The sequence below is a fragment of the Veillonella denticariosi JCM 15641 genome (genome assembly GCF_002959855.1).
Classification (GTDB): domain Bacteria; phylum Bacillota; class Negativicutes; order Veillonellales; family Veillonellaceae; genus Veillonella; species Veillonella denticariosi.
In genome coordinates, this window is the sequence record NZ_PPDB01000001.1 from 241093 (window position 1) to 262024 (window position 20932).

17 protein-coding genes are annotated in these 20932 nt (G+C 42.9%); 8 read left to right on the forward strand and 9 right to left on the reverse strand.

Annotation, left to right across the window (positions count from 1 at the left end; all coding sequences use genetic code 11):
• Positions 1–85: 85 nt before the first annotated feature.
• On the forward strand, positions 86–1039 hold the full coding sequence (locus VEHSUH05_RS01185; RefSeq protein ID WP_105090487.1) for a 2-hydroxyacid dehydrogenase: 954 nt from the start codon (positions 86–88) through the stop codon (positions 1037–1039).
• Between the two features lie 125 nt (positions 1040–1164).
• Here the strand turns inward: VEHSUH05_RS01185 and pflA are convergent, their stop codons facing one another.
• The 3 genes from pflA to pflB form a co-directional block, all read right to left on the reverse strand.
• On the reverse strand, positions 1165–1941 hold the full coding sequence (gene pflA, locus VEHSUH05_RS01190; protein WP_105090488.1) for a pyruvate formate-lyase-activating protein: 777 nt from the start codon (positions 1939–1941) through the stop codon (positions 1165–1167).
• Between the two features lie 12 nt (positions 1942–1953).
• Positions 1954–2190, reverse strand: coding sequence for an autonomous glycyl radical cofactor GrcA3 (gene grcA3 / locus VEHSUH05_RS01195; protein WP_004693956.1), 237 nt, complete (start codon positions 2188–2190; stop codon positions 1954–1956).
• A 75-nt stretch (positions 2191–2265) separates the two neighbouring features.
• Positions 2266–4383, reverse strand: coding sequence for a formate C-acetyltransferase (pflB, locus tag VEHSUH05_RS01200; RefSeq protein WP_105090489.1), 2118 nt, complete (start codon positions 4381–4383; stop codon positions 2266–2268).
• 520 nt (positions 4384–4903) lie between these two features.
• On the opposite strand from pflB, the gene VEHSUH05_RS01205 reads away from it, so the two are divergent.
• Positions 4904–5776 carry a helix-turn-helix domain-containing protein gene (locus VEHSUH05_RS01205; protein WP_038116228.1) on the forward strand — a complete coding sequence of 291 codons (873 nt, stop codon included), beginning with the start codon at positions 4904–4906 and terminating at the stop codon, positions 5774–5776.
• A gap of 9 nt (positions 5777–5785) precedes the next feature.
• On the opposite strand, the gene VEHSUH05_RS01210 is transcribed toward VEHSUH05_RS01205, so the two are convergent.
• Both VEHSUH05_RS01210 and VEHSUH05_RS01215 read right to left on the reverse strand, forming a co-directional pair.
• Positions 5786–7609, reverse strand: coding sequence for an ABC transporter ATP-binding protein (locus VEHSUH05_RS01210; protein ID WP_105090490.1), 1824 nt, complete (start codon positions 7607–7609; stop codon positions 5786–5788).
• A complete protein-coding gene (locus VEHSUH05_RS01215; protein WP_105090491.1) occupies positions 7606–9462 on the reverse strand; it encodes an ABC transporter ATP-binding protein in 1857 nt (618 codons plus the stop codon). Before VEHSUH05_RS01215 ends, VEHSUH05_RS01210 begins: the two co-directional genes overlap by 4 nt.
• Before the next feature lie 277 nt (positions 9463–9739).
• Here VEHSUH05_RS01215 and VEHSUH05_RS01220 point away from each other — a divergent pair, with 277 nt between their 5' ends.
• The 5 genes from VEHSUH05_RS01220 to VEHSUH05_RS01240 all read left to right on the forward strand — a co-directional run bounded on the left by VEHSUH05_RS01220 (position 9740) and on the right by VEHSUH05_RS01240 (position 15344).
• Complete coding sequence (locus VEHSUH05_RS01220) at positions 9740–10249, forward strand: ECF transporter S component (RefSeq protein ID WP_105090492.1); 510 nt, start codon at positions 9740–9742, stop codon at positions 10247–10249.
• Positions 10250–10383: 134 nt separating this feature from the next.
• Positions 10384–11517 (forward strand): trans-sulfuration enzyme family protein, encoded by a 1134-nt coding sequence (locus VEHSUH05_RS01225; RefSeq protein WP_105090493.1) that lies wholly within the window; start codon positions 10384–10386, stop codon positions 11515–11517.
• A gap of 11 nt (positions 11518–11528) precedes the next feature.
• Positions 11529–12713 carry a MalY/PatB family protein gene (locus VEHSUH05_RS01230; RefSeq protein ID WP_105090494.1) on the forward strand — a complete coding sequence of 395 codons (1185 nt, stop codon included), beginning with the start codon at positions 11529–11531 and terminating at the stop codon, positions 12711–12713.
• Positions 12714–12739: 26 nt separating this feature from the next.
• Positions 12740–13699 (forward strand): homoserine O-acetyltransferase MetA, encoded by a 960-nt coding sequence (metA, locus tag VEHSUH05_RS01235; RefSeq protein ID WP_105090495.1) that lies wholly within the window; start codon positions 12740–12742, stop codon positions 13697–13699.
• 373 nt (positions 13700–14072) lie between these two features.
• Positions 14073–15344 carry an O-acetylhomoserine aminocarboxypropyltransferase/cysteine synthase family protein gene (locus VEHSUH05_RS01240; protein ID WP_105090496.1) on the forward strand — a complete coding sequence of 424 codons (1272 nt, stop codon included), beginning with the start codon at positions 14073–14075 and terminating at the stop codon, positions 15342–15344.
• A 269-nt stretch (positions 15345–15613) separates the two neighbouring features.
• Here VEHSUH05_RS01240 and VEHSUH05_RS01245 read toward each other — a convergent pair whose 3' ends face one another.
• Positions 15614–16207 carry a PepSY domain-containing protein gene (locus VEHSUH05_RS01245; protein WP_054673938.1) on the reverse strand — a complete coding sequence of 198 codons (594 nt, stop codon included), beginning with the start codon at positions 16205–16207 and terminating at the stop codon, positions 15614–15616.
• 436 nt (positions 16208–16643) lie between these two features.
• Here VEHSUH05_RS01245 and VEHSUH05_RS01250 point away from each other — a divergent pair, with 436 nt between their 5' ends.
• A complete protein-coding gene (locus tag VEHSUH05_RS01250) occupies positions 16644–17210 on the forward strand; it encodes a biotin transporter BioY (RefSeq protein WP_038118278.1) in 567 nt (188 codons plus the stop codon).
• 128 nt (positions 17211–17338) lie between these two features.
• Here the strand turns inward: VEHSUH05_RS01250 and VEHSUH05_RS01255 are convergent, their stop codons facing one another.
• The 3 genes from VEHSUH05_RS01255 to VEHSUH05_RS01265 form a co-directional block, all read right to left on the reverse strand.
• Positions 17339–18109 (reverse strand): TIGR03943 family putative permease subunit, encoded by a 771-nt coding sequence (locus tag VEHSUH05_RS01255; RefSeq protein ID WP_038118275.1) that lies wholly within the window; start codon positions 18107–18109, stop codon positions 17339–17341.
• 86 nt (positions 18110–18195) lie between these two features.
• Entirely contained in the window at positions 18196–19818 is a 1623-nt protein-coding gene (locus VEHSUH05_RS01260) for a permease (protein WP_105090497.1), read from the reverse strand.
• Positions 19815–20687: a CobW family GTP-binding protein gene (locus tag VEHSUH05_RS01265; protein ID WP_054673936.1), complete on the reverse strand. Its 873-nt coding sequence runs from the start codon at positions 20685–20687 to the stop codon at positions 19815–19817. Before VEHSUH05_RS01265 ends, VEHSUH05_RS01260 begins: the two co-directional genes overlap by 4 nt.
• Between the last annotated feature and the right edge of the window lie 245 nt (positions 20688–20932).

Here is a 20932-nt window from a genome sequence, read left to right on the forward strand (position 1 = left end):
GAAATTTATAATTTCTATGTAGTATAATTAATATATATGATATTACAAGTTTTCTATAATTGTATAAGAATTTGAGGAGGCTCTCATGAACGAACGCGTGGTAGTGGTAAATGCCAGTAAAATGAATTACGATAAGGCATTAGATTTTTCCATATTATCCAATGATGTACAGGTTTATGATAATAGTACAAATGCTGAACTTATTGAACGGATTCAAGGTGCTCGTGTCGTTGTTACAAAAGAAATACCAGTAGATGCTGATTTGCTTTCAAAGTTCCCTGACACTGTGAAACTCATTGTAGAAGCGGGAACAGGCTATAATAATATCGACCTTAACGCGGCGAAAGAAAAGGGCATCACCGTATGTAATATTCCGGCCTATAGCACGGAACGCGTCGCACATACGGTGATTATGATGATTCTTAATTTTGCATCCACCATGCAGCAGCAGATTGCGATGCTTGCGAAGGGGGACCGCAGCAATTTTACAAAATATCTACAGGTGAGCCATACAGAAGTTAATGGTAAAACGTTAGGTGTTATCGGTGCCGGTCACATCGGTATGGAAGTGGTAAAAGTGGCGAAAGCTCTAGGTATGAATATTCTTATTCATACACGCACACCCAAGGCTGATGGCGACGGTATTCGTTATGTGAGTCTTGATGAATTACTGGCTAATAGTGATTATATTACATTACACTGCCCATTGAATGACCAGACTAAATATCTTATTAATAAAGAAACAATCTCTAAGATGAAGCCTAATGCGGTCATTGTGAATACTGGTCGAGGTCCCCTTATAAATGAAGCGGACCTCTGTGAAGCATTAGCGGCTAAACGCATTGGCGGTGCCGGCCTTGATGTGCAGGAGGTGGAGCCGCCTGCAGAGGATAGTCCGTTATATACGTTAGATAATGTGATTATTACGCCACATATGGGCTGGAAGGGCCTTGAAACTCGTCAGCGTCTCGTGGGTATCATCCGAGATAATGTACAGGCTTTCTTCAAAGGCGAACCGATTAATGTAGTATCTAAATAAACGCAATAAGAGCCGTCCCCGGTTGTATGGGGGCGGCTCTATTGATTAGGTAGGGCAATATCATAGATCAAGTCCTAGTATATATGTGTATATATATCAAGGGAGGTAGTTATCCTCAAACTTGATTATGATTGTTGTTGTGTTTTGATGGGATTCCACCAATGGCGACGATAGGCCTTGATGCCTTCCAATACTGTTTTTGATGCCTGTGCAGCCATATCCTTTGTTGCGGCGGGTATGCCTTCAAGACGATAGTCAATACCTAGTTCCTTGTATTTGGCAACTCCCATAACGTGGTAGGGGAGACAGTCAACAGCTTGTAAATTCTTCAGGGACCCTAGATAAAATCCTAGCCGATAGTGTCGATCGGCATTATCCGTAATGGTCGGAACCACTACGTGGCGAACCCAAATCGGAACTTCCACGTCAGCCGTCAATCTGGCAAACCCGAGTATGGGCTCCAACGGTTTACCCGTTAACCATAGATGCTTGGCTGGATCGATTTCTTTCAGATCTAGGATGACGAGACTGGTGACACTGAGCAATTTACGGTAGGCCACCTCCTGGTGGGGATCAAAACAGATTCCACTTGTATCTAAACAGGTATGGACGTCTCTTTCACGGAAATATGTGAAAAGCTCGATAACAAAATCAATTTGCATGAGAGCTTCCCCACCGGTGACGGTGATACCCCCATTAGTATAAAATTGGCGGTTACGTTCGAACTGATCCCATAATTCCTGAACGGTCATGAATTTAGCGTCCGCGCTGTCCTCATTCCATGTGTCAGGATTATGACAATAAGCACAGCGCATGGGACATCCTTGCAGGAAAACCACCATGCGCATGCCCGGACCGTCAACCGTACCCATCGTTTCAACCGAATGAATACGTCCTGTCATAGAAAACCTCGATTAAATACGTTGGTGGAAGGTACGGGAAATAACTTCGTCCTGTTGTTGTTTTGTCAATTTGTTAAAGTGCACCGCATAACCGGATACACGGATCGTCAATTGAGGATACAACTCAGGATGTTTTTGGGCGTCTAACAATGTTTCGCGAGTAAACACGTTGACGTTCAAATGATGGCCGCCCTTTTGGGAATAACCATCCAATAACTCTACCAAGTTATCAACTTGTTGGTTGCTCATGGGTATAACCTCCTTTCAACCAAGACTAACACTCGTATCGATGCCGGTGAAAGCAGTTCGATACCGTGGAAGATATTATTTATCTTCCTCTATAGTAACATTTGGCTCACTGCATGCGAAATTTGTATTGGCGTTAGGCAGTTGAGAAGGGTCTAACTCAATATCGAAATCGCTCAGGGAAACAAATGTTTCACCAGATTTACCTAATGCGTCCGGAATGATGGAGAAAGTATTGGAGATACCGTCAGAGCAATCACGCCATGGCATTTTAGCTACGGATGCCAACGAGGATACGGCGCCGTGAGAGTCACGACCGTGCATAGGGTTAGCACCCGGAGCGAAAGCTTCACCTGCTTTACGACCGTCCGGAGTCGAACCTGTTGCGGTACCGTATACGACGTTGGAGGTAATTGTTAACAAGCTCATAGTAGGAACGGATTGACGATAGGTAGGATGTTTGCGGATCTTGTTCATGAATGTGGAAACAACCATAGCCGCTAAACTATCTACACGGTCATCATCGTTACCGTATTTAGGGAAGTCGCCTTCCGTTTCAAAATCGACGGCGATGCCGTTTTCATCTCGAATAGGTTTTACTTTAGCATATTTAATAGCGGACAGGGAATCGGCCACGACTGAAAGTCCGGCAATACCGGTAGCGAACCAACGTGTTACCTTGCGGTCATGTAACGCCATTTCCAATTTTTCATAGGCGTATTTATCATGCATATAATGGATGATGTTCAAAGCGTTTACATATACGCCAGCAAGCCATTCCATCATGTCGTCGAATTTTTCCCACACTTCGTCAAAGTCGAGGTATTCCGATGTGATAGGGCGATATTTAGGCCCAATCTGCTTTTTAAGCTTTTCGTCTACGCCGCCGTTGATAGCGTACAGTAAGCATTTTGCAAGGTTGGAACGAGCTCCGAAGAACTGCATCTCCTTACCGATGCGCATTGGAGATACGCAACATGCGATGGCGTAGTCATCGCCGGAGTTAGGACGCATCAATTCGTCATTTTCATATTGAATAGAAGATGTGGCGATGGACAACTTCGCGCAGAAACGGCGGAAGCCGATCGGCATGCGAGGGGACCACAGTACGGTGAGATTCGGTTCCGGTGCAGGTCCCAGGTTTTGCAATGTATGTAAGTAACGGAAGGACATCTTGGAAACCAACGTACGACCGTCGGTACCCATACCGCCGATGGATTCAGTAGTCCATACAGGATCACCGGTAAACAAGTTATTGTATTCATGGATACGTGCGAAACGTACCATGCGCAATTTCATGATGAAATGGTCTACGAATTCCTGGATTTGTTCCTCTGTATATGTGCCGTTGCGAAGGTCGCGTTCCGCATAGATATCGAGGAATGTGGAGTTACGTCCGATGGACATAGCCGCACCGTTTTGTTCCTTAACGGCACCGAGGTAGCCGAAGTAAATCCATTGCATCGCTTCGCGTACATCCTTCGCCGGTTCGGAAATGTCGTAGCCGTAGGAGGCCGCCATCTCTTTTAATTCTTTCAGAGAACGGATCTGATCCTTGATTTCTTCGCGATCGCGGATGACATCCTCCAGCATATCACCCATGGTGATAGCAAATTCTTGATTTTTTTCTTCGATGAGGTAATCTACGCCGTAAAGAGCGATACGGCGATAGTCGCCGATGATACGCCCACGGCTATACGCATCAGGTAGGCCTGTTACGATATGTGCCGTACGAGCTGCACGCATTTCCGGTGTATATACGTCGAATACACCGTCATTGTGAGTCTTGCGATGTGTTTTGAAGAAGGCTTCCGTTTGCGGATCCATTTTAAAACCGTATTCTTCGATGGCGGATTTTGCCGTACGCAAACCACCATATGGGAACATAGCGCGTTTTAAAGGTTTGTCCGTTTGTAAACCGACGATGGTTTCAAGATCCTTGTCGATATATCCTGGCGCGTGCGCAGTGATGTGGGTTGCCACGGAAGTGTCGGCATCAAGCATGCCGCCTTTTTCGCGTTCTTCTTCGTAAAGCTTCAGTACCTGGTTCCACAATTTTGTGGTTCGTTCTGTAGGACCGGCAAGAAAGGAGTCGTCCCCTTCATAGGGGATATAATTTCTCTGAATAAAGTCACGTACGTCAATGGCTTTATCCCACACACCTGTGTTAAAATCTTTCCATGCAGTATGTTGCATCTTGCACCTCCATAAATGGATATAAGTATAGATTTCTATGCCTATAGTGTACAATGTTTGTAACAATTCCACAATGAATAGATGATATAGATTTTCAATACATACTATGCAATTTTGTGAAGTATCTTATAAAGTTTCATAATCTGAAGTGTTTAATTTTGCTTATATATAGCTGTTCGTATGAGATTTTGCTTTGTGCGATCTCATTTAATGTATATATGATAATATGAAATTGCGTATCAATATTATTAAGAGGGTTGATAATTTGATTATAGAGGCTGAATAAGGATTTTTTAATAGTATGGTCGGATAGTTTTTATTTGTGTACTATTCAGGCGGCACTTTATATCTTGTACAGAATCAGCCTGTAAGTCTTTATAAATGCACGCATATTGGAATGCTACGGAACGTTGCCAGCCAGGAAAACAAGCGTTTCTTTTCTTCACTGACATCATATACTATACTCTGAGCAGCTCTTGTTGAAGAGTAACTGATATTGCCTAAAATAGGAGGTCACATTATGGATTTTAATGAAAAATTACGGGAGTATAGAAAACAATCTGGATTATCTCAGGGGAAATTAGCAGAAACACTTAATGTGTCGAGACAGGCCATAACAAAGTGGGAATCGGGCAATGGAATGCCGGATATTTCAAATTTAAAGGCCCTTTCAGCTGTATTCAATGTCTCTGTGGATGAATTGCTTTCAGAAGAAGCGGTTAAACCTCGATATCCTTATGAAAGCATCGTAGAATATGATATCGATGAGATAAAGCATTTCGATATTAAACTGGGATCTGTTAATCACGTAAAAATGAGAGCTGGAGAGGGTGAGAAGATAAAGGTTCAACTGGTCAGTGATACTATTGAAGATTTGACGGAACTGGTGAAAGTAAAAATCGATGATATCAAAAGGCGTATCGATGTGGATGTAAATCGTTCCAAATCCTTATCTGAGGAGATTGTAAAAGAACATCTGTCGATTTTTATAAATTTGCCTGAAAAATATATGGGAGATACGGAGCTGGCGACCCATTGTGAAAAACTGGAGCTGTTTGATATTATTAGTGAAAAGTTTGAGCTGGACGGAGCGGCTAAAGAAATTTATATTGCCGGCGGTAACAGTCATATAGAGCTGGATAATAACTCTCCAATGGAAATATATGTATCGGATTATACGGGGCGAATTGATGTGAATCAGATATCGGCGAAATCTCGTCTGTATGTCCCTCATGATTATGCTTTCAAAGCGGTGAAAAAAGGTATTCGCACTAAATTGCTCTTTGAAGAACGTGCAAATCTTGTAGACGCTTTTTCCGTGTCTGAATCAGAAAATCAAATTGAAATTAATGGAATCAATAGTGAACTTACGATAGTCAAGTTAAGTGAATAGTTGCGTTAATCACATGGACATTCCTGCAGCATAGTTTTCATAAAGTTTTTTATAGTATCCGTTAAGCGCCATGAGTTCATCATGTGTGCCTTGTTCTACAATGGTGCCGTTCTCTACGACTAGTAGAGAATCGGCATTTTTTATTGTGGATAAGCGATGGGCGATAACGATACTGGTTCGACCTTTGAGGAGGGTGTTCATCGCTTTTTGAACCTCTATCTCGGTACGGGTATCTACGTTAGCCGTTGCCTCATCAAGGATGAGTATACCGGGGTCTGCCAAGAAGGCACGGGCGATTGTAATCAACTGGCGTTGGCCTTGAGATAGATCATCGCCACCTCGGTTGAGCACCGTATCATATCCGTTTGGCAAGGTACGGATAAAGTGATCCGCCATGGCAAGTTTTGCTACATATTCGATTTCTTCTCGCGTAGCATTTGGCTTGCCGTAACCAATATTATCGGCGATAGTGCCTGTGAATATCCAGGCATCTTGTAATACCATGCCCACCGTATTATGTAAGCTTTCACGAGATACATCGCGAATATCCACGCCATCGATGGTGATGCGGCCATTCATAATGTCGTAGAAGCGCATGATAAGGTTAACCAAGGTGGATTTACCGGCCCCGGTTGGCCCTACGATAGCCACCATGGAACCGCCAGGGATGTGGATGTTAATATCCTTCATAAACACATTGGACGGTGAATAGCCGAAATCGACATGTTCAAAATCGATTGTGCCTGTATGAGTCTGATTACCCGGTTTTGGAGACATCATAGGTGAGTTGCTGGTAACCGTTTCTGTATCAGTTCTGGAGACGTTATCGAATAATGTCAGTTCTCCATCGTCAATCTCAGACGGTGTATCAATGACTTCGTAAATACGGCCTAAGGCCGCAGCGGTTTCTTGAAATTTCGTCATAATATAGGAACTACGGGACAGAGGATCGGATACCTGGCCTACATAAAGGAAGAATGCCTGAATGTCACCGATTGAAATAGAACCGCGTAACACCATGAGTCCACCTTGAATGGCGACGAGGCAATAGGTGAATTGATTTAGAAATTTTACGAGCGGTTCTACAAGCTGACTGGTAAAGGCAGCGTTTCGCATACTTTTGAATAGGTTGTTGTTCAATTCATTTATCTGACCCGTTGTAGTCTCTTCTAGACCAAAGGTCTGAATAATCGGTTTGCCTATAACAATTTCTTCAATGCCGCTGTTGAAAGCTCCCAATGCATTCTGATTTCTAAGATAGATGCGGCGGGCTCGTTTAGATAGCCACGTTAAACATACGATACCGATACATATAATGACGATGATGGATGCTCCTAAAATAGGGCTGATCCAGAGCATCATAGCCGTGGCGCCGATGATACCGATAATGGCGGATATGAGGCCCGGCACACCTTCACCTATTGTTTCCGCAACGGTATCTAAATCAGATGTGAGGCGGCTTAATAGGTCTCCTCGTCGGTGATCGTGAAAGTATTCAATTGGCAATGAATATAAATGAGTACTCATACGTGTACGTAATGCTAATACTGTTTTGGAACCGATGGAGGCCATCATATATTCGCCGCAGTATGTAAATAATGCATGACCGCTGTAGATGGCGATGAGCCGGAGAATGATGGTATCTATCGAAGATATAATTGTATTAATATCTTGATCCGTTTTCAAACCGCTGACGATAGCATCTACAATTTTACCGAGTAAAACCGGAGCGGAGACTTCAAACATGGCTGCAGCGATAAGCGCTAAGACGAGTAGAGATAGCCAGCCCCATTGGCTCTTAGAATCGATCAGGAAGCGACGCAATGGATTCATGCTGTCACCTCCTGAGATGCTAAAATCTGTTGATATACAGTAGATGTACCTGCTAGTTCATCATGTGTGCCATAGCCTGCAACTTGACCTCGGTTGATGATTAAGATGTGGTCCGCTTTTTTGGCAGCGCTTACCTTTTGTTCTACTGAGATAAGTGCGGGATGATTGTCCTTTTGTAACTCTTCATGTAATGCTGTTCGAACAGCGCGCTCCGTAGTGTCATCGAGGGCGGAGAAACTATCATCGAAAATAAACAGATCTGGCTTGCGGACAAGGGCTCTGGCCATAGCAAGACGCTGGCGTTGGCCACCGGATAGATTTGTATCGCCTTGTGACACTATATACTGGTAACCACCTTCAAGGCGACTGATAAATTCGTCCGCCTTAGATAATCGGCATGCATTTTCTATATCTTGAATTGAAATATCTTGGTCTGGTGCGGCACCGTAACGTACATTCATATCGATAGTGCCTGTAAATAAGTAGGCTGTTTGCGGCACATAACCGATACGTGCACGCAAGTCGTCTACATTCCACTGGTAGATGGATTTACCTTTGAAGAGAATATCTCCGGATTCAATGGAGAATAGGCGAGGAATGAGATTTGTAATCGTACTTTTACCTGAACCGATATCGCCCATGATGGCTAATGTTTCACCGTGATGAACGGTAAAGGAAATATTTTCTAGCGCAGGTGATTCCGCATTATCGTAGCGGAACGTAACATTGCGGAACTCGAGCAATGGTGTATCCTGGGTTGCGGTTGCGGTTGCGGTTGCGGTTGCGGTTGCGGTTGCGGTTGCGGTTGCGGTTGATGGGGGTGTCTCATAACTTTGTCGCGTATGTTGCATCGATTTTGAGGTATTAGATTTTTCATCATCAGTGTGATAGGGCTCTGGAAATGTATTCGAATTTTCGTGTTCTAACAACTCTCGAATACGGGTATAGCATACGATAGCTTCAGGAATATCGATGGTTACGAAAATAGCCATGAGCATACTCAATAAAATGAGGTTGGCGTATTCGATAACGGCCATGATATCACCTACCTGCAGGGAGCCCATGCTTACGTTGTAGCCTCCGAGCCATAGGATGGCTACGGTACTCATATTAAACAGGATCAATATGGTAGGTAAACCTATGGCAAAGGTTTGGCGCAATCGTTTGTTGAGTTGTGCTGTTTCTGTAAAAATACAGATTTCTTTATCGTTCTCATAGGTCCGTCTGTTGAAAGCTCGTATGACAGGCATGCCCACAATATGATCGCGTACCATGTCTGTAATATCATCTAATTTTATCTGTATCGCTTTGATGAGCGGTAAAGCTCGGCTTTCAATAAAGATAATGGTGAGTATCATGCAAGCCATAACGACGAGGATGACGAGGCCCAGTTGCCAGCTTTTATAGAATGTAAGACCGAGACCGACACAAATCATGAGCGGCATTGGGAGAATCATATTTAATCCTTCTCCCAGGACGGATTGAATCTTTTCTACGTCTCGGCTTGTTCGCATGAGTATGGTACCGGTGCCAAAATGTGTGAAGTTTCGTAGTGAAAAGTATTGTAAGGCTGTTACCAAATCATTGCGTATGTCCTTACCTATAGCGGCAGAAATATGAGCACTCATTGCTACGCTTAGAATTGCAGATAATACTGTTAAGAGCGCGACGATGAGCATATTCATGCTGGAGCTTGTAATCATTTCCAGGTCGCCGCGGAGTACGCCGTCATTGATGATAGATGCTGTTAATGTCGGTATATATAATGTGCCTGCCACATTGAGTAAAGATAATATCGATATTGTAATTATGGGGACCCGTAAGGGTTTTATATAATGGAAAAATGGTTTCATATAGAGCCTTTCGACATAATGCAGTTTAAAAGAGTACCTTTTATTATATTGCATAAAATTTAAATTAGCTAGAGATATATAATTACTCACAGTTTAGTATCTGTTAATAACTATTATGCTTTGAGATATGCGCTCTATCCTACGTAAGTCGCTAGATAGACATATGCCGGCTTATTTTTATCTAAAATGGTAAGACTTGACAAATCTAATAAAATCAATATATTGATAGTGTAATGGTAAGTATCCAAACTGTACTTTCTGTTGGAGGTGTTTTTTTATGTCCACAAAGTCTATAACCGGCACAGGTTTATTATTGGCCGTTGCTTTACTGGCGCAAAGCTTGCGTCTTATTTTCCCGTTTATTCCTAATACGGTGAGCATGTTCCTCATCGGAACGATTACGTCGGCTACATTTGTATTGGCGACATGGCGTTACGGTTGGAAAAACGGCCTCGTTATAGCCTGGATTGCACCGGTGGTGGCTTACTTGCAAGGTATGTTACCGTTTCCGCCGTTTATCCTGATCACGGGGCTTGGCACGTCGGCCTATGTATTTGCCGTTTACTGGTTACAGCATAAACCCAAGATATTACTTGTCGTCGTAGGTGCCATTGTGAAAGCGGGGGTACTCTTTGGCGGATACTCGATGTTCTTTTCGTTATTCTCATTCCCTGAAAAGAGCGTTAACACCATGTTGTTCGTAGCTAGTTGGCCTCAGCTTGTCACAGCGTCATTGGGAATTATACTGGCTTTGATTGTTATGAAACGAGCTCGTCTTAGTTTCTAGTTATGACAACCCATTCAAAATAGATATGACTTTTAAGGGCGCTCATCACCGATGAACGCCCATTTTTGTTGACCTTACTCGCAGTCTACTTTTATAATTAACATATTGTATACGAATATGAGGAGTTGATTGGAATGAAGTTTAATACGAAATGCGTTCATGGCGGCGGCAAACCGGATAGTACGGGTGCGATTTCCCCTGCAATTTATATGTCCAGTACATTTTCCCATCCCGGATTAGGGGATACAACAGGATATCAATATACGCGTGAGTCGAATCCCACACGGAATCGATTGGAACAATTGATCGCCGGTCTTGAGGAAGGTACGGATGCATTGGCGTTTTCCTCGGGGATGGCGGCGGTGGACGCTGTATTCCATTTATTCTCTTTCGGAGACCACATCATATTAGGGGATGACCTGTATGGCGGCTCCATCCGCATGTTTACAAATATTTATGAACAGAACGGCATTGAATTTACCTATGTGGGGACGTCCGATCTTGATGCTGTGAAAGCAGCTTTCAAACCGAATACGAAGGCGGTATATATTGAAACGCCGACAAATCCGATGATGGAAATCACCGATATTCGCGCATTGTGTGCGATGGCACATGAACGAAATGCACTGGTTATCATCGACAATACATTTTTGAGCCCTTATTTCCAGAAGCCGTTGACCTTGGGTGCGGATATCGTGATTCATAGCGGAACAAAATTCATCGGCGGTCATCATGATGTTATTTCGGGATTTACGATTGTGAAAGATGATGAAATCGCGGCAAAGTTGCGGCTGATTTATAAAACGGTAGGCGCCTGCTTATCCGCTATGGACAGCTGGCTCGTTATTCGCGGTGTAAAAACATTGGCGCTTCGTATGGAACAGCATCAGAAAAATGCCATTGCCATTGCACAATGGCTTAAAAACGAACCGAAGGTGACCAAGGTATTGTTCCCGGGGCTTCCTGAACATCCGGGGTATGAAATCAATAAATCACAGACAACAGGTTTTGGCGGTATGTTGTCCTTCGAGGTAGATAGTGAAGAAACGGCGAAGACCGTCTTAGAAGGTATCGAGTTGATTCAATTTGCTGAAAGTCTCGGCGGGACGGAATCTCTGTTGACATATCCAGTAACGCAGACACATCCGGATTTAAAGCCGGAGGATGCGGAGCGTAAAGGCATTACACGTCGATTGTTGCGGTTGTCTGTGGGGATTGAAGATACGGATGATCTGATTGCTGATTTAGCGCAAGCTTTTAAAAAGTAAAAGGAGTTTAGATGGGACGATATAATTTTGATCAAATCTTGGATAGAACTCATACGAAGTCGCTAAAGTACGATTTCGCTGTGCAGCGGGGAAAACCGGCGGATATCCTACCGTTTTGGGTGGCGGATATGGACTTTGAGATACCTTCAGAGTTGAAACAAATTTTGTTGGACCGTGTAAATCATGGCGTATTTGGATATACGGATACGGATGATTCATATTGGAATGTGTTGGAGCACTGGTTTACATCTCGTTTTAACTGGACTCCTCAAGCTAAATGGCTTGTGAAGACGCCGGGAATCGTGTTCGCCTTGGCAATGGCAGTTCGCGCTTTCACAAAGGAAGGGGACGGTGTCCTCATCAATCAACCGGTGTATTATCCTTTCAGTATGGTTATTGATGATAATGATCGACGGCTCATCAATGTACCTCTTATAAAAGGTGATGAAAAATATACCATCGATTTTGAGGGTATTGAGCGCGCTATCGTTGAGGAACATGTTACGTTATTCCTCTTGTGTAATCCTCACAATCCGGTGGGACGCGTATGGACTAAAGAGGAATTAAGACGTCTTGGCGATATCTGTATCAGATATAATGTGATTATTGTGAGTGATGAAATTCACGCTGATTTTGTGTGGAACGGTCATACACATCGCGTATTTGCCGGACTGGGTGAAGTGTATGCGGAGCATTGTATTGTATGTACGGCGCCGAGTAAAACCTTTAACATTGCAGGCTTGCAGGTGAGCAATATTTTTATTCCGAATGATTCGTTGCGCCGACGTTTTATCAAGGAAATCGATCGTGTCGGTTACAGTCAGTTAAATACGATGGGCATTGTTGCCTGTGAAGGAGCGTATAAGGTTGGGGCCCCTTGGCTTGATGAATTGAAGGAATATATTCAAGGGAATATTCAATTTACTATCGATTATTTTGAAAGCTATATGCCTAAGATTCACATGTATAGACCCGAAGGGACCTATCTCATGTGGTTCGATTGTTCTCAACTGCCACTTAGCCCTGCAGAACGGGACGAATGGATCGTGAATGATGCAAAACTGTGGTTTGATACAGGATCCATGTTCGGGGTTGACGGCGAGAACTTTGAGCGGATTAATGTAGCCTGTCCGAGAAAGACCTTGGAACAAGGCCTCGATGTATTGCGAAGAGCTTATGAGAAAAAAGGTTTTTAAATTGTATAAAGCCTAGGGGTGATATTATGCCTATTAAAGTGATAAAAAATTTGCCGGCTATTACGAAGTTAGCTCAGGAAAATATTTTCGTTATGGATACGGAGCGAGCGGAAAATCAACAGATTCGTCCTCTTCATATTCTGCTTGTCAATTTGATGCCTACTAAGGAAATTACGGAAACGCAGATCTTGCGTGCTCTCAGTAACAGCCCGTTGCAGGTAAATCTGACATTGCTACATACGGCATCGAGGAAATCTAAAAATACGGATGAAGAATATTTGGAAACATTTTATCGAACCTTTGATGAAGTGAAGGATGAGTTTTTTGACGGTATGATTATTACTGGCGCCCCTGTAGAACTGATGCCTTTTGAAGAGGTGGATTATTGGTCTGAACTCGTAGAAATTATGGACTGGGGTGAAGAACACGTTTATTCCACCTTTTATATTTGCTGGGGGGCACAGGCCGGTCTTTATCATCATTTCGGTATCAATAAATTCGTCATGGATGAAAAGCTGTTCGGTGTGTATGAGCATGATATTTATAATGATCAACCTGTATTAATGCGCGGATTTGATGAAAAATTCTGGATGCCTCATTCCCGTCATACGACGGTATCGTTGCAGCAGATTAAGGATAATCGTGAATTGGAATTATTGGCCGGATCTGAACCGACCGGTGCCGCTATAGTCCGTAGTCTTGATAATAAACATATTTTTGTGTTCGGTCATGCCGAGTATGATTGGGATACCCTTAATCGGGAATATGTGCGGGATATCAAAAAAGGTTTGAAAATTGATGTACCGGAAAATTATTTTCCCGATGATGATCCAAAACAGCGGCCTGTTGTGCGTTGGCGTTCGGTGAGCACATTGCTGTTTACGAATTGGCTCAATTACTATGTATATCAGGAAACACCGTATATTATTGAACAAATACAGAAAATGAAGTTTGAGCGCGATAAAAATTTAGGCGCCTATATTTAATCTTATAGAATGTTAGGAGTCCCTGAACGGGCTTCAAAGCCTCCAAGGCCATCCACCTCGCTACGCGAGGCCGCCAAGTCGTTTTGAAACCCGTTCAGGGGCTTTTTTATTTTAGGAATAAAATAGACGCCTACATATTATCGATTGGGGAATCGGAAAGTCGTTTTTGAGAAGCCATTGGTTTTAATTTTGTGTCTTTTAACTATAGGTACCTAAAATTCTCAGAGGTATAAGAGGGTGTCAGGGAGTGCCCCATAGTTTTAAGTTATGGAGAAGGTGCTGTAAAAAATAGTAGACATAATTTTTAAAGCATAGTACTATACTGGGTATAAAAACAGATGAGATAGTTATCACATATAAAGGAGTTGTTACGATGAGCAAACAATACAGATTTGAAACTTTACAATTACATGCGGGTCATACGGTAGATCCTACAGGTTCTCGGGCGGTGCCGATTTATCAGACTACATCTTTCGTGTTTAAGGATGCGGAGGAAGCGGCAGGCCGATTTGCGTTAACAAATCCGGGCGCAATTTACAGTCGTCTCGGCAATCCTACGACGGATGTGCTGGATGCTCGCGTGGCACAACTCGAAGGTGGTGCAGGCGGTATTGCGGTAGCATCCGGTTCCGCAGCGGCTACTTATGCTATTCAAAACGTAGCGGGCACAGGTGATAATATTGTGGCTGCCTCCACATTGTACGGCGGTACATATAATCTGTTTACTGCAACATTACCTCGCTTCGGTATCACTACAAAGTTTGTTAATTCGGATAATTTAGATGAATTTGATGCGGCTATCGATGATAATACAAAGGCCGTATATATTGAAACAATCGGTAACCCCGGTATCAATTTGATTGACGTGCAGGCGGTAGCGGATATCGCTCACAAACACGGCGTAATCTTAATCGTAGATAATACATTTGCATCTCCATACTTGTTCCGTCCGCTTGAACACGGTGCAGACGTAGTTATTCATTCGGCGACTAAATACCTTGGTGGTCACGGTACGACCTTGGCGGGTATTATCGTAGAGTCCGGTAAATTTGATTATAAAGCATCCGGGCGCTATCCTGGCTTTGTGGAAGGGGATGAACATTATAACGGTTTAGTGTACGGTGATTTGCCGATTCCTTTCACCGTGAAAGTCCGCACTCAGTTATTGCGTGATACAGGCGCCTGCATTACCCCGTTGGCATCCTGGCAAATCCTACAAGGCATTGAAACATTATCCTTGCGCGTGGAACGTCATGTGGAAAACACTCGTAAAGTCGTAGAATTCTTGAGTAAACATCCTAAAGTATCCTGGATCAATTATCCTGAGTTAAAGGACAGTAAATATAAAGCCTTGGCGGATAAATACTTCCCTAAAGGAATCGGTGCTGTCTTTACATTCGGCGTAAAAGGCGGCAAGGAAGCGGGCATCAAATTTGTTGATGCATTGGATATTTTCTCCAACCTGGCAAATGTGGCGGATGCGAAATCTCTTGTTATTCATCCGGCATCTACTACACATGCTCAGCTTAACGAAGAGCAACAGAAATCTGCCGGTGTTACACCTGATATGATTCGTTTATCCGTAGGCCTTGAAAATATTGATGATATCATCGAAGATTTGGCACAAGCTTTGGATAAAGTATAATTGAATGTAATAAAAGAACCTTGGATCAATGATCCAAGGTTCTTTTTGAAAGGGAGTATAGTGTTATTTGACTTACGGTGTGTGGACATAAGTCAAATGTTTGTCTACATGTACGTAGACTTAGAGAGCCTGTGGTGTGTGTCACAGGTTGTTAGTGTGTGAGAGAGTGTATCCAAAGGATACAGTGTGTATAGTATGTGTGTTATATATAGTGTTTGTCCAGGAGAGTGGTTAGGGTCTGAATTGCTCCCCTAGACTTTAAATTGGAATTAGTATTTAGTGTTTTTTACTTTTGCACTCAATACTTGGCCGGAAGTAGCATCGACTTTTACTTCAGCGTTTTTACCGCCGCCAGTAGTCATGTCGAATTCGTATACTACTCTGCCGCCTTCGCGTTCAACAGTCCATTCCATTGTTTGGAAATCGCTACCTACTTTTTCGATAGCTTTAGTTTCCGCTACTTCCGGAATGATAATGTTTTGAACGTTGAAAGTTTTGTTAGATTTGGAAGAGCCATATTTTTTAGCTTCTTTTGAAATGACTTGGCCGGACGCTTCATCAACCTTTAATTCAACTTCTCGGTTGCCGGAGAAGCCTTCTACTTCATAGTAAGGGTTGTGTTTTGCGTCATAGGAAATCGATTTCACTGTAGCATTAGGGAAATATTGGTGGAATGTCGTTACGGCACCCATGTAATCAACAGAGGAATTCTGTTGGTTGGAAGGAGTTACACTGCCGACACCGTCCCAATTGCTGCGGTTATTGTATGCGCCATGATTTGCGGCACTAACTGCACCGGCCAATAATACTGTACTAACACCTAATGCACATAATACCTTTGATAATTTCTTAACATTTTTCATAGTAATGCCTCCTGAATACCAAAAATCAAGGTAATATATTACGGTTTTGTAAAAGTAGATTTTGTTCAATCTACTGATACATAATTTAATGGCGTTGAATGAAAATAAGATGAAGTAACGGGAAATTTTGTATAAATATCTCCATATCTTTTAGTTATTACTGATACCTAATTTTCCTGATAATGATATATTGAATACTATATATAAATAATACATTATAACAAGTCCTGTTATTAACGATTTTATAACTGAATATTACTATAGTCAACCGAAATCGATAGAAGTGTAGTTGACAATTAAAAATACAAGTGATTTAATACAAATAGTTAGTAGTTTGTTTAGCACATAGTTTTCATGATGTACATCGATGACAAGTGAAGACGTGCGCTGGATCGGTTGTATTTTTTTACACTGAAGTCGTTAATGGAGGTATATCATGAGTTCTACCGTTTCGAAACCATCTAAAATCAGTACACGTCAGCTGACCATGACAGCCTTATTTGTGGCGTTGATTGCAGTAGGGGCCTTTATACGGGTGCCGTTGCCGAATTGTCCTTTCACATTGCAGATTCTGTTTACTACCTTGGCCGGCATTGTCCTCGGTAGCCGTTTAGGTGCTATCAGCGTAGGAATTTATATTGCTTTAGGACTCATCGGGGTGCCTGTTTTTACATCCGGTGGTGGTCCCGGATATGTTTTGCAACCTACATTCGGATACCTGATAGGATTTATGATCGGTGCCTATGCTGTAGGCCGTATTGCAGAATCCATGCAGGTGTTATCCTTTAAACGGTTGTTGGTAGGGGCCATTATTAATCTATTTATTGTGTATGGTCTCGGTATGATTTATTTATACTTCATTATGAACTTCTATCTCGGCAAACCGATTGGTGTTGAAGCTGTTATCCTTACATGTTTCTTGATCCCGGTAGGCCCCGATTTATTCTTGTGTGCTGTGGCCGCATCCCTTGGAAAACGAATTGTGAAAGAATTGCAGTTCTGAGATAAAATTTAATTATGGCTTTTAGATAGAATCTGATCGCGATTATTCCGTTCATTAAAATAAACCGCCTCTAAGACTCTGCCTGGCCGATAATGTGCCGGCAGATTGCTTTAGAGGTGGTTTATTTTTTATGGATATACGTAACCTAGAATCGGTTCCGCTGCTTTCACTTTTTGAATTTCTATATACGGTTGTTGTCGTCCATGGAAGTCCCGCGTGGATACTTTACCTTCAATAGATACCCATTGATCGTTCTGGAAGCTGTCTCCATTTTCTTTATGGACTGTCATTCCCACCGGTGCTATATCGGCGATACAACAGGTCATCGCCATACGGGATAGGGTGAATTCATTATTTTTTAACGTATTGTCATCGCGGTTTACATAGCCGGTCATATATACGGTATAGTCTTTATACTGTTCGGCGTTAGAACCCATTTTGACAATCGTCTGATAGAAATTATCCGAGTTCAAAACGATTTCTTTTTTATCTTTTGAAATTCCCGGCTCTTTACTTTCATTATTAATCGTAATGACCTCACCTATATCGTCGCTGCTGAAATCAAAATTATTGGTGTCGTCATTGATGCGAGCGGAGCCTTGAACTTGTGCGGTAGGAACGAGAACAGGCGGCACGATGAGCAGCATCAGAGGAATGACGATAGGTACAACAGTACGCCAATTGTGTTTGTACCGGCGTTGAGGGGCCCATGCGACGGTGACGATACCCCCTAGGATAAGAGCGATTCCGCTGAGGGCGAGCAATAACTCATAGCGCGGAGCCACATAGTTTAAATAACGACCTGTCACGATGAGATAGATACAGGCAATACCCAGCGTGGCATAGAGCAGACCTTTCACGATGGAAAAGCGATCTCTGGTTGATAGTTCTGAAAACATATAATCATCTCCTTAATGATGCAGAACCGATACTATATAATAACTATTGATATAGAAAATTTATTGGTATTTTCTGATATAAAAGATTACTGAATTAACTTTAGAAATAACAGTGCTGTAAGACCGGTTGTAATGACGAGGGTCAATGCGAGACGCCATATGAACGCGGCCGGAACGTATTGTCGTAGCAGGTATACATTTTTTATATCCATCATAGGGCCTAAGATGAGAAAGCCCATGACGGCGCCCAGTGGAAAGAGTCCGCTTAAGGTCTTCCCGATGATGGCGTCCGATGTGGAGCATACGGAGAATAGAAATGCTGCCAATAATAGTACCGGAATAGTCGCTATATCCGGTAATGTGATGCCTGCACTGAGTAGAAGCGGTTTGCCGTAAACCTGAAAGACGGCTACGATAGCGGCAGCGATGGAAAAATATAACAATAATTGTGTAAATTCGCGCTCCATATGAAGTAATAGGATCTTGGGAGATACAGCTGATTGCCTGAATATTCTTTTGGTTAAAGAATGTTTTTTTATTGTAGTGCCGGTATTGTCGTTATGAACGGTTTCTTGAATACCTGATGGGGCGAAAGAAAGACTCAAGGCTTCGTATATGAAGTTCTGGCCGTTCTGTTTTGAACCCTTTAGCTCTGACAGTGCGGGCGGGCGGTATCGAAATGATAACGCCACGATGAGTGCTACGCCGAGGCCGAGCAAAATACGCCATACAGTTATCATCGGATTATCCGGAAATGCATACCATGTGGACAGTATGGTGATCGGATTGATGATAGGGCTGGCGAGCATGAATAAAATCGCTACCGATAGAGGTACGCCCCGATCAATTAACGCCTTGAACAAAGGTATTATAGCGCAGTCGCAGACGGGTAAAACGAGTCCGCTCATCATGGCCGTGCCGTAGCTTTTCCATGAATGGCCGCCTAAAAGTTTTAATAATATGCGTTGAGGCACGAAAAAACGTATGCCTGTAGCTGCAATGGTCCCTAACAATAGAAACGGTATGGCTTCAATGATAAGTCCTGTTATTATGGCGAAACATTGATGAACGGAATAGGGGACATCGTGCCGGAAAACGGTGACTATCAGGATATAAGCGGTAAGGGCCATAATGAGCAGGTTCGGAATCAGGCCCCATGTGTTTTTTCTGCATAGCCGTTCCACATCTTTTGCTGTCGGCCTTATGATGATGTGGGCATCCGGATTATAAGAATGCAGCATATCATCATGTTGATCCGACTCAGTAATGATAATGTCGGCGCTGTAAAGCTGGCTTTCAGCATTGGCACCTAAGGCGGGCAGCATCGTGGATATAAATGCGTCGCTACAAAGGTACAGTACTTTTTCTATGCGTACCTTGTCGCGTAAATTTTTACTGTATAACAGGGCTTCTAATTGGTGAAAGCCGAGCATGCCGTTCCATTCGATCCATAATTCTTTCGGTTGTACCTTGTCGAGGTAGGTTGCGATTGTTTTACTGATATCTATATAAGATTTCTGTTGGAACGGATTGATGGCACTTAATCGGTCGGGATCCAATACGAGCGGCTCTTTGATAAGTTTGGTGGAGCCTTCCTCGGCAGAAATGAGGGCGGTGCCGCCCAGCTTCTTACGATGCTGTAACTGTTCATTGATAAGCGTACTTTTACCGGACCCTATGAAGCCCATGACAATATAAACGGAAATCATGATTCACACACTTCGTTGTGGACCATGGGTACATTAAAATCGGTACCGATAACGACGAGACTGTAATCGGTGGACTCTGTCGGGCTCAGCGTACAGTAATGAGTACCGTACTGGATTTCACGAGGCCCATCTGCCGTCGGGACAATGCCCTTGGCGCGCAATACCGTATCGGGCATTCCTTCCATGATGGTTTTCCACTGCAGCGTGGTGAGATTACGTAAATTCCTGTATGTATGGCTCATAAAGTGATGATGATCATGCAGCGTTTCCTCATTGTGACCGTGGTGGAGCCGATTGATATAGTCCCGTAATGTCAATGTATCCCAAGGTTCTTCGTGAATCGGTGTGTGTGGTGCCAATTCGTCAATCATGTGTTTTGTTATGTCCGTTTGTCGACTGTCTGCGGTATGACTCAGGAATATGGCATCACTATGCGTGATTTGATCCTTGAAGAAGAGCCCGAAGTTTTTAATGAACATCGGTGCCTGCATGGCATCGACCGTAGTTATGGCTGCATGGACATATGCCTTTTCGGCGATATCCTCGTCTTCACAGGTCTGTAGAATTTCGCTGAGTTTGCTTACACCGGATGGTTCGATATATATGATATCGATAGAGTCGTCTTTGATGATGTCGAGCAGGAGGGCTTCCCGAAAGTTTCCCTGCAAGCTGCAACAGATGCAACCTGATGTGACTTCCTGTACGGTGGCGCCCGTTTGTGCCAGGTGGACCGCATCGAGGCTGGTTTCGCCGAAATCGTTTTCTATAATAAGGACTTTATCAGTCGTTTTGTGTTCTTTTAGGATATGTTGTAAAAATGTTGTTTTCCCGGAGCCGAGAAAACCGGATATGATGACAATGGGAATCATATGCACCTCCTGAATAATGTAAACACAGTATACACCCATAGAATAACATATAAAATACTCCTATGGGTATATGCATACTTATGAATGACATGATGGTAAAAGTGTTTATCTAAAATATAATAATTATATGCTTTATATGAGTATATTGGTATATATTCAATGATTTCATAAATATTTGTATAGAAAAAGGCGTATGCCTCATCATGTATATATGAATGCATACGCCTGTATGAATAAATATTTAA

Bases quoted from the DNA above. Each gene is read 5' to 3' on its own strand.
- VEHSUH05_RS01260 (WP_105090497.1), bottom strand. From the start codon at position 19,818: ATGATTTCCGTTTATATTGTCATGGGCTTCATAGGGTCCGGTAAAAGT.
- pflA (WP_105090488.1), bottom strand. From the start codon at position 1,941: ATGACAGGACGTATTCATTCGGTTGAAACGATGGGTACGGTTGACGGT.
- grcA3 (WP_004693956.1), bottom strand. From the start codon at position 2,190: ATGAGCAACCAACAAGTTGATAACTTGGTAGAGTTATTGGATGGTTAT.
- VEHSUH05_RS01240 (WP_105090496.1), top strand. From the start codon at position 14,073: ATGAGCAAACAATACAGATTTGAAACTTTACAATTACATGCGGGTCAT.
- VEHSUH05_RS01205 (WP_038116228.1), top strand. From the start codon at position 4,904: ATGGATTTTAATGAAAAATTACGGGAGTATAGAAAACAATCTGGATTA.
- VEHSUH05_RS01255 (WP_038118275.1), bottom strand. From the start codon at position 18,109: ATGTTTTCAGAACTATCAACCAGAGATCGCTTTTCCATCGTGAAAGGT.
- VEHSUH05_RS01220 (WP_105090492.1), top strand. From the start codon at position 9,740: ATGTCCACAAAGTCTATAACCGGCACAGGTTTATTATTGGCCGTTGCT.
- VEHSUH05_RS01215 (WP_105090491.1), bottom strand. From the start codon at position 9,462: ATGAAACCATTTTTCCATTATATAAAACCCTTACGGGTCCCCATAATT.
- pflB (WP_105090489.1), bottom strand. From the start codon at position 4,383: ATGCAACATACTGCATGGAAAGATTTTAACACAGGTGTGTGGGATAAA.
- VEHSUH05_RS01210 (WP_105090490.1), bottom strand. From the start codon at position 7,609: ATGAATCCATTGCGTCGCTTCCTGATCGATTCTAAGAGCCAATGGGGC.
- VEHSUH05_RS01245 (WP_054673938.1), bottom strand. From the start codon at position 16,207: ATGAAAAATGTTAAGAAATTATCAAAGGTATTATGTGCATTAGGTGTT.
- VEHSUH05_RS01225 (WP_105090493.1), top strand. From the start codon at position 10,384: ATGAAGTTTAATACGAAATGCGTTCATGGCGGCGGCAAACCGGATAGT.
- VEHSUH05_RS01265 (WP_054673936.1), bottom strand. From the start codon at position 20,687: ATGATTCCCATTGTCATCATATCCGGTTTTCTCGGCTCCGGGAAAACA.
- metA (WP_105090495.1), top strand. From the start codon at position 12,740: ATGCCTATTAAAGTGATAAAAAATTTGCCGGCTATTACGAAGTTAGCT.
- VEHSUH05_RS01230 (WP_105090494.1), top strand. From the start codon at position 11,529: ATGGGACGATATAATTTTGATCAAATCTTGGATAGAACTCATACGAAG.
- VEHSUH05_RS01185 (WP_105090487.1), top strand. From the start codon at position 86: ATGAACGAACGCGTGGTAGTGGTAAATGCCAGTAAAATGAATTACGAT.
- VEHSUH05_RS01250 (WP_038118278.1), top strand. From the start codon at position 16,644: ATGAGTTCTACCGTTTCGAAACCATCTAAAATCAGTACACGTCAGCTG.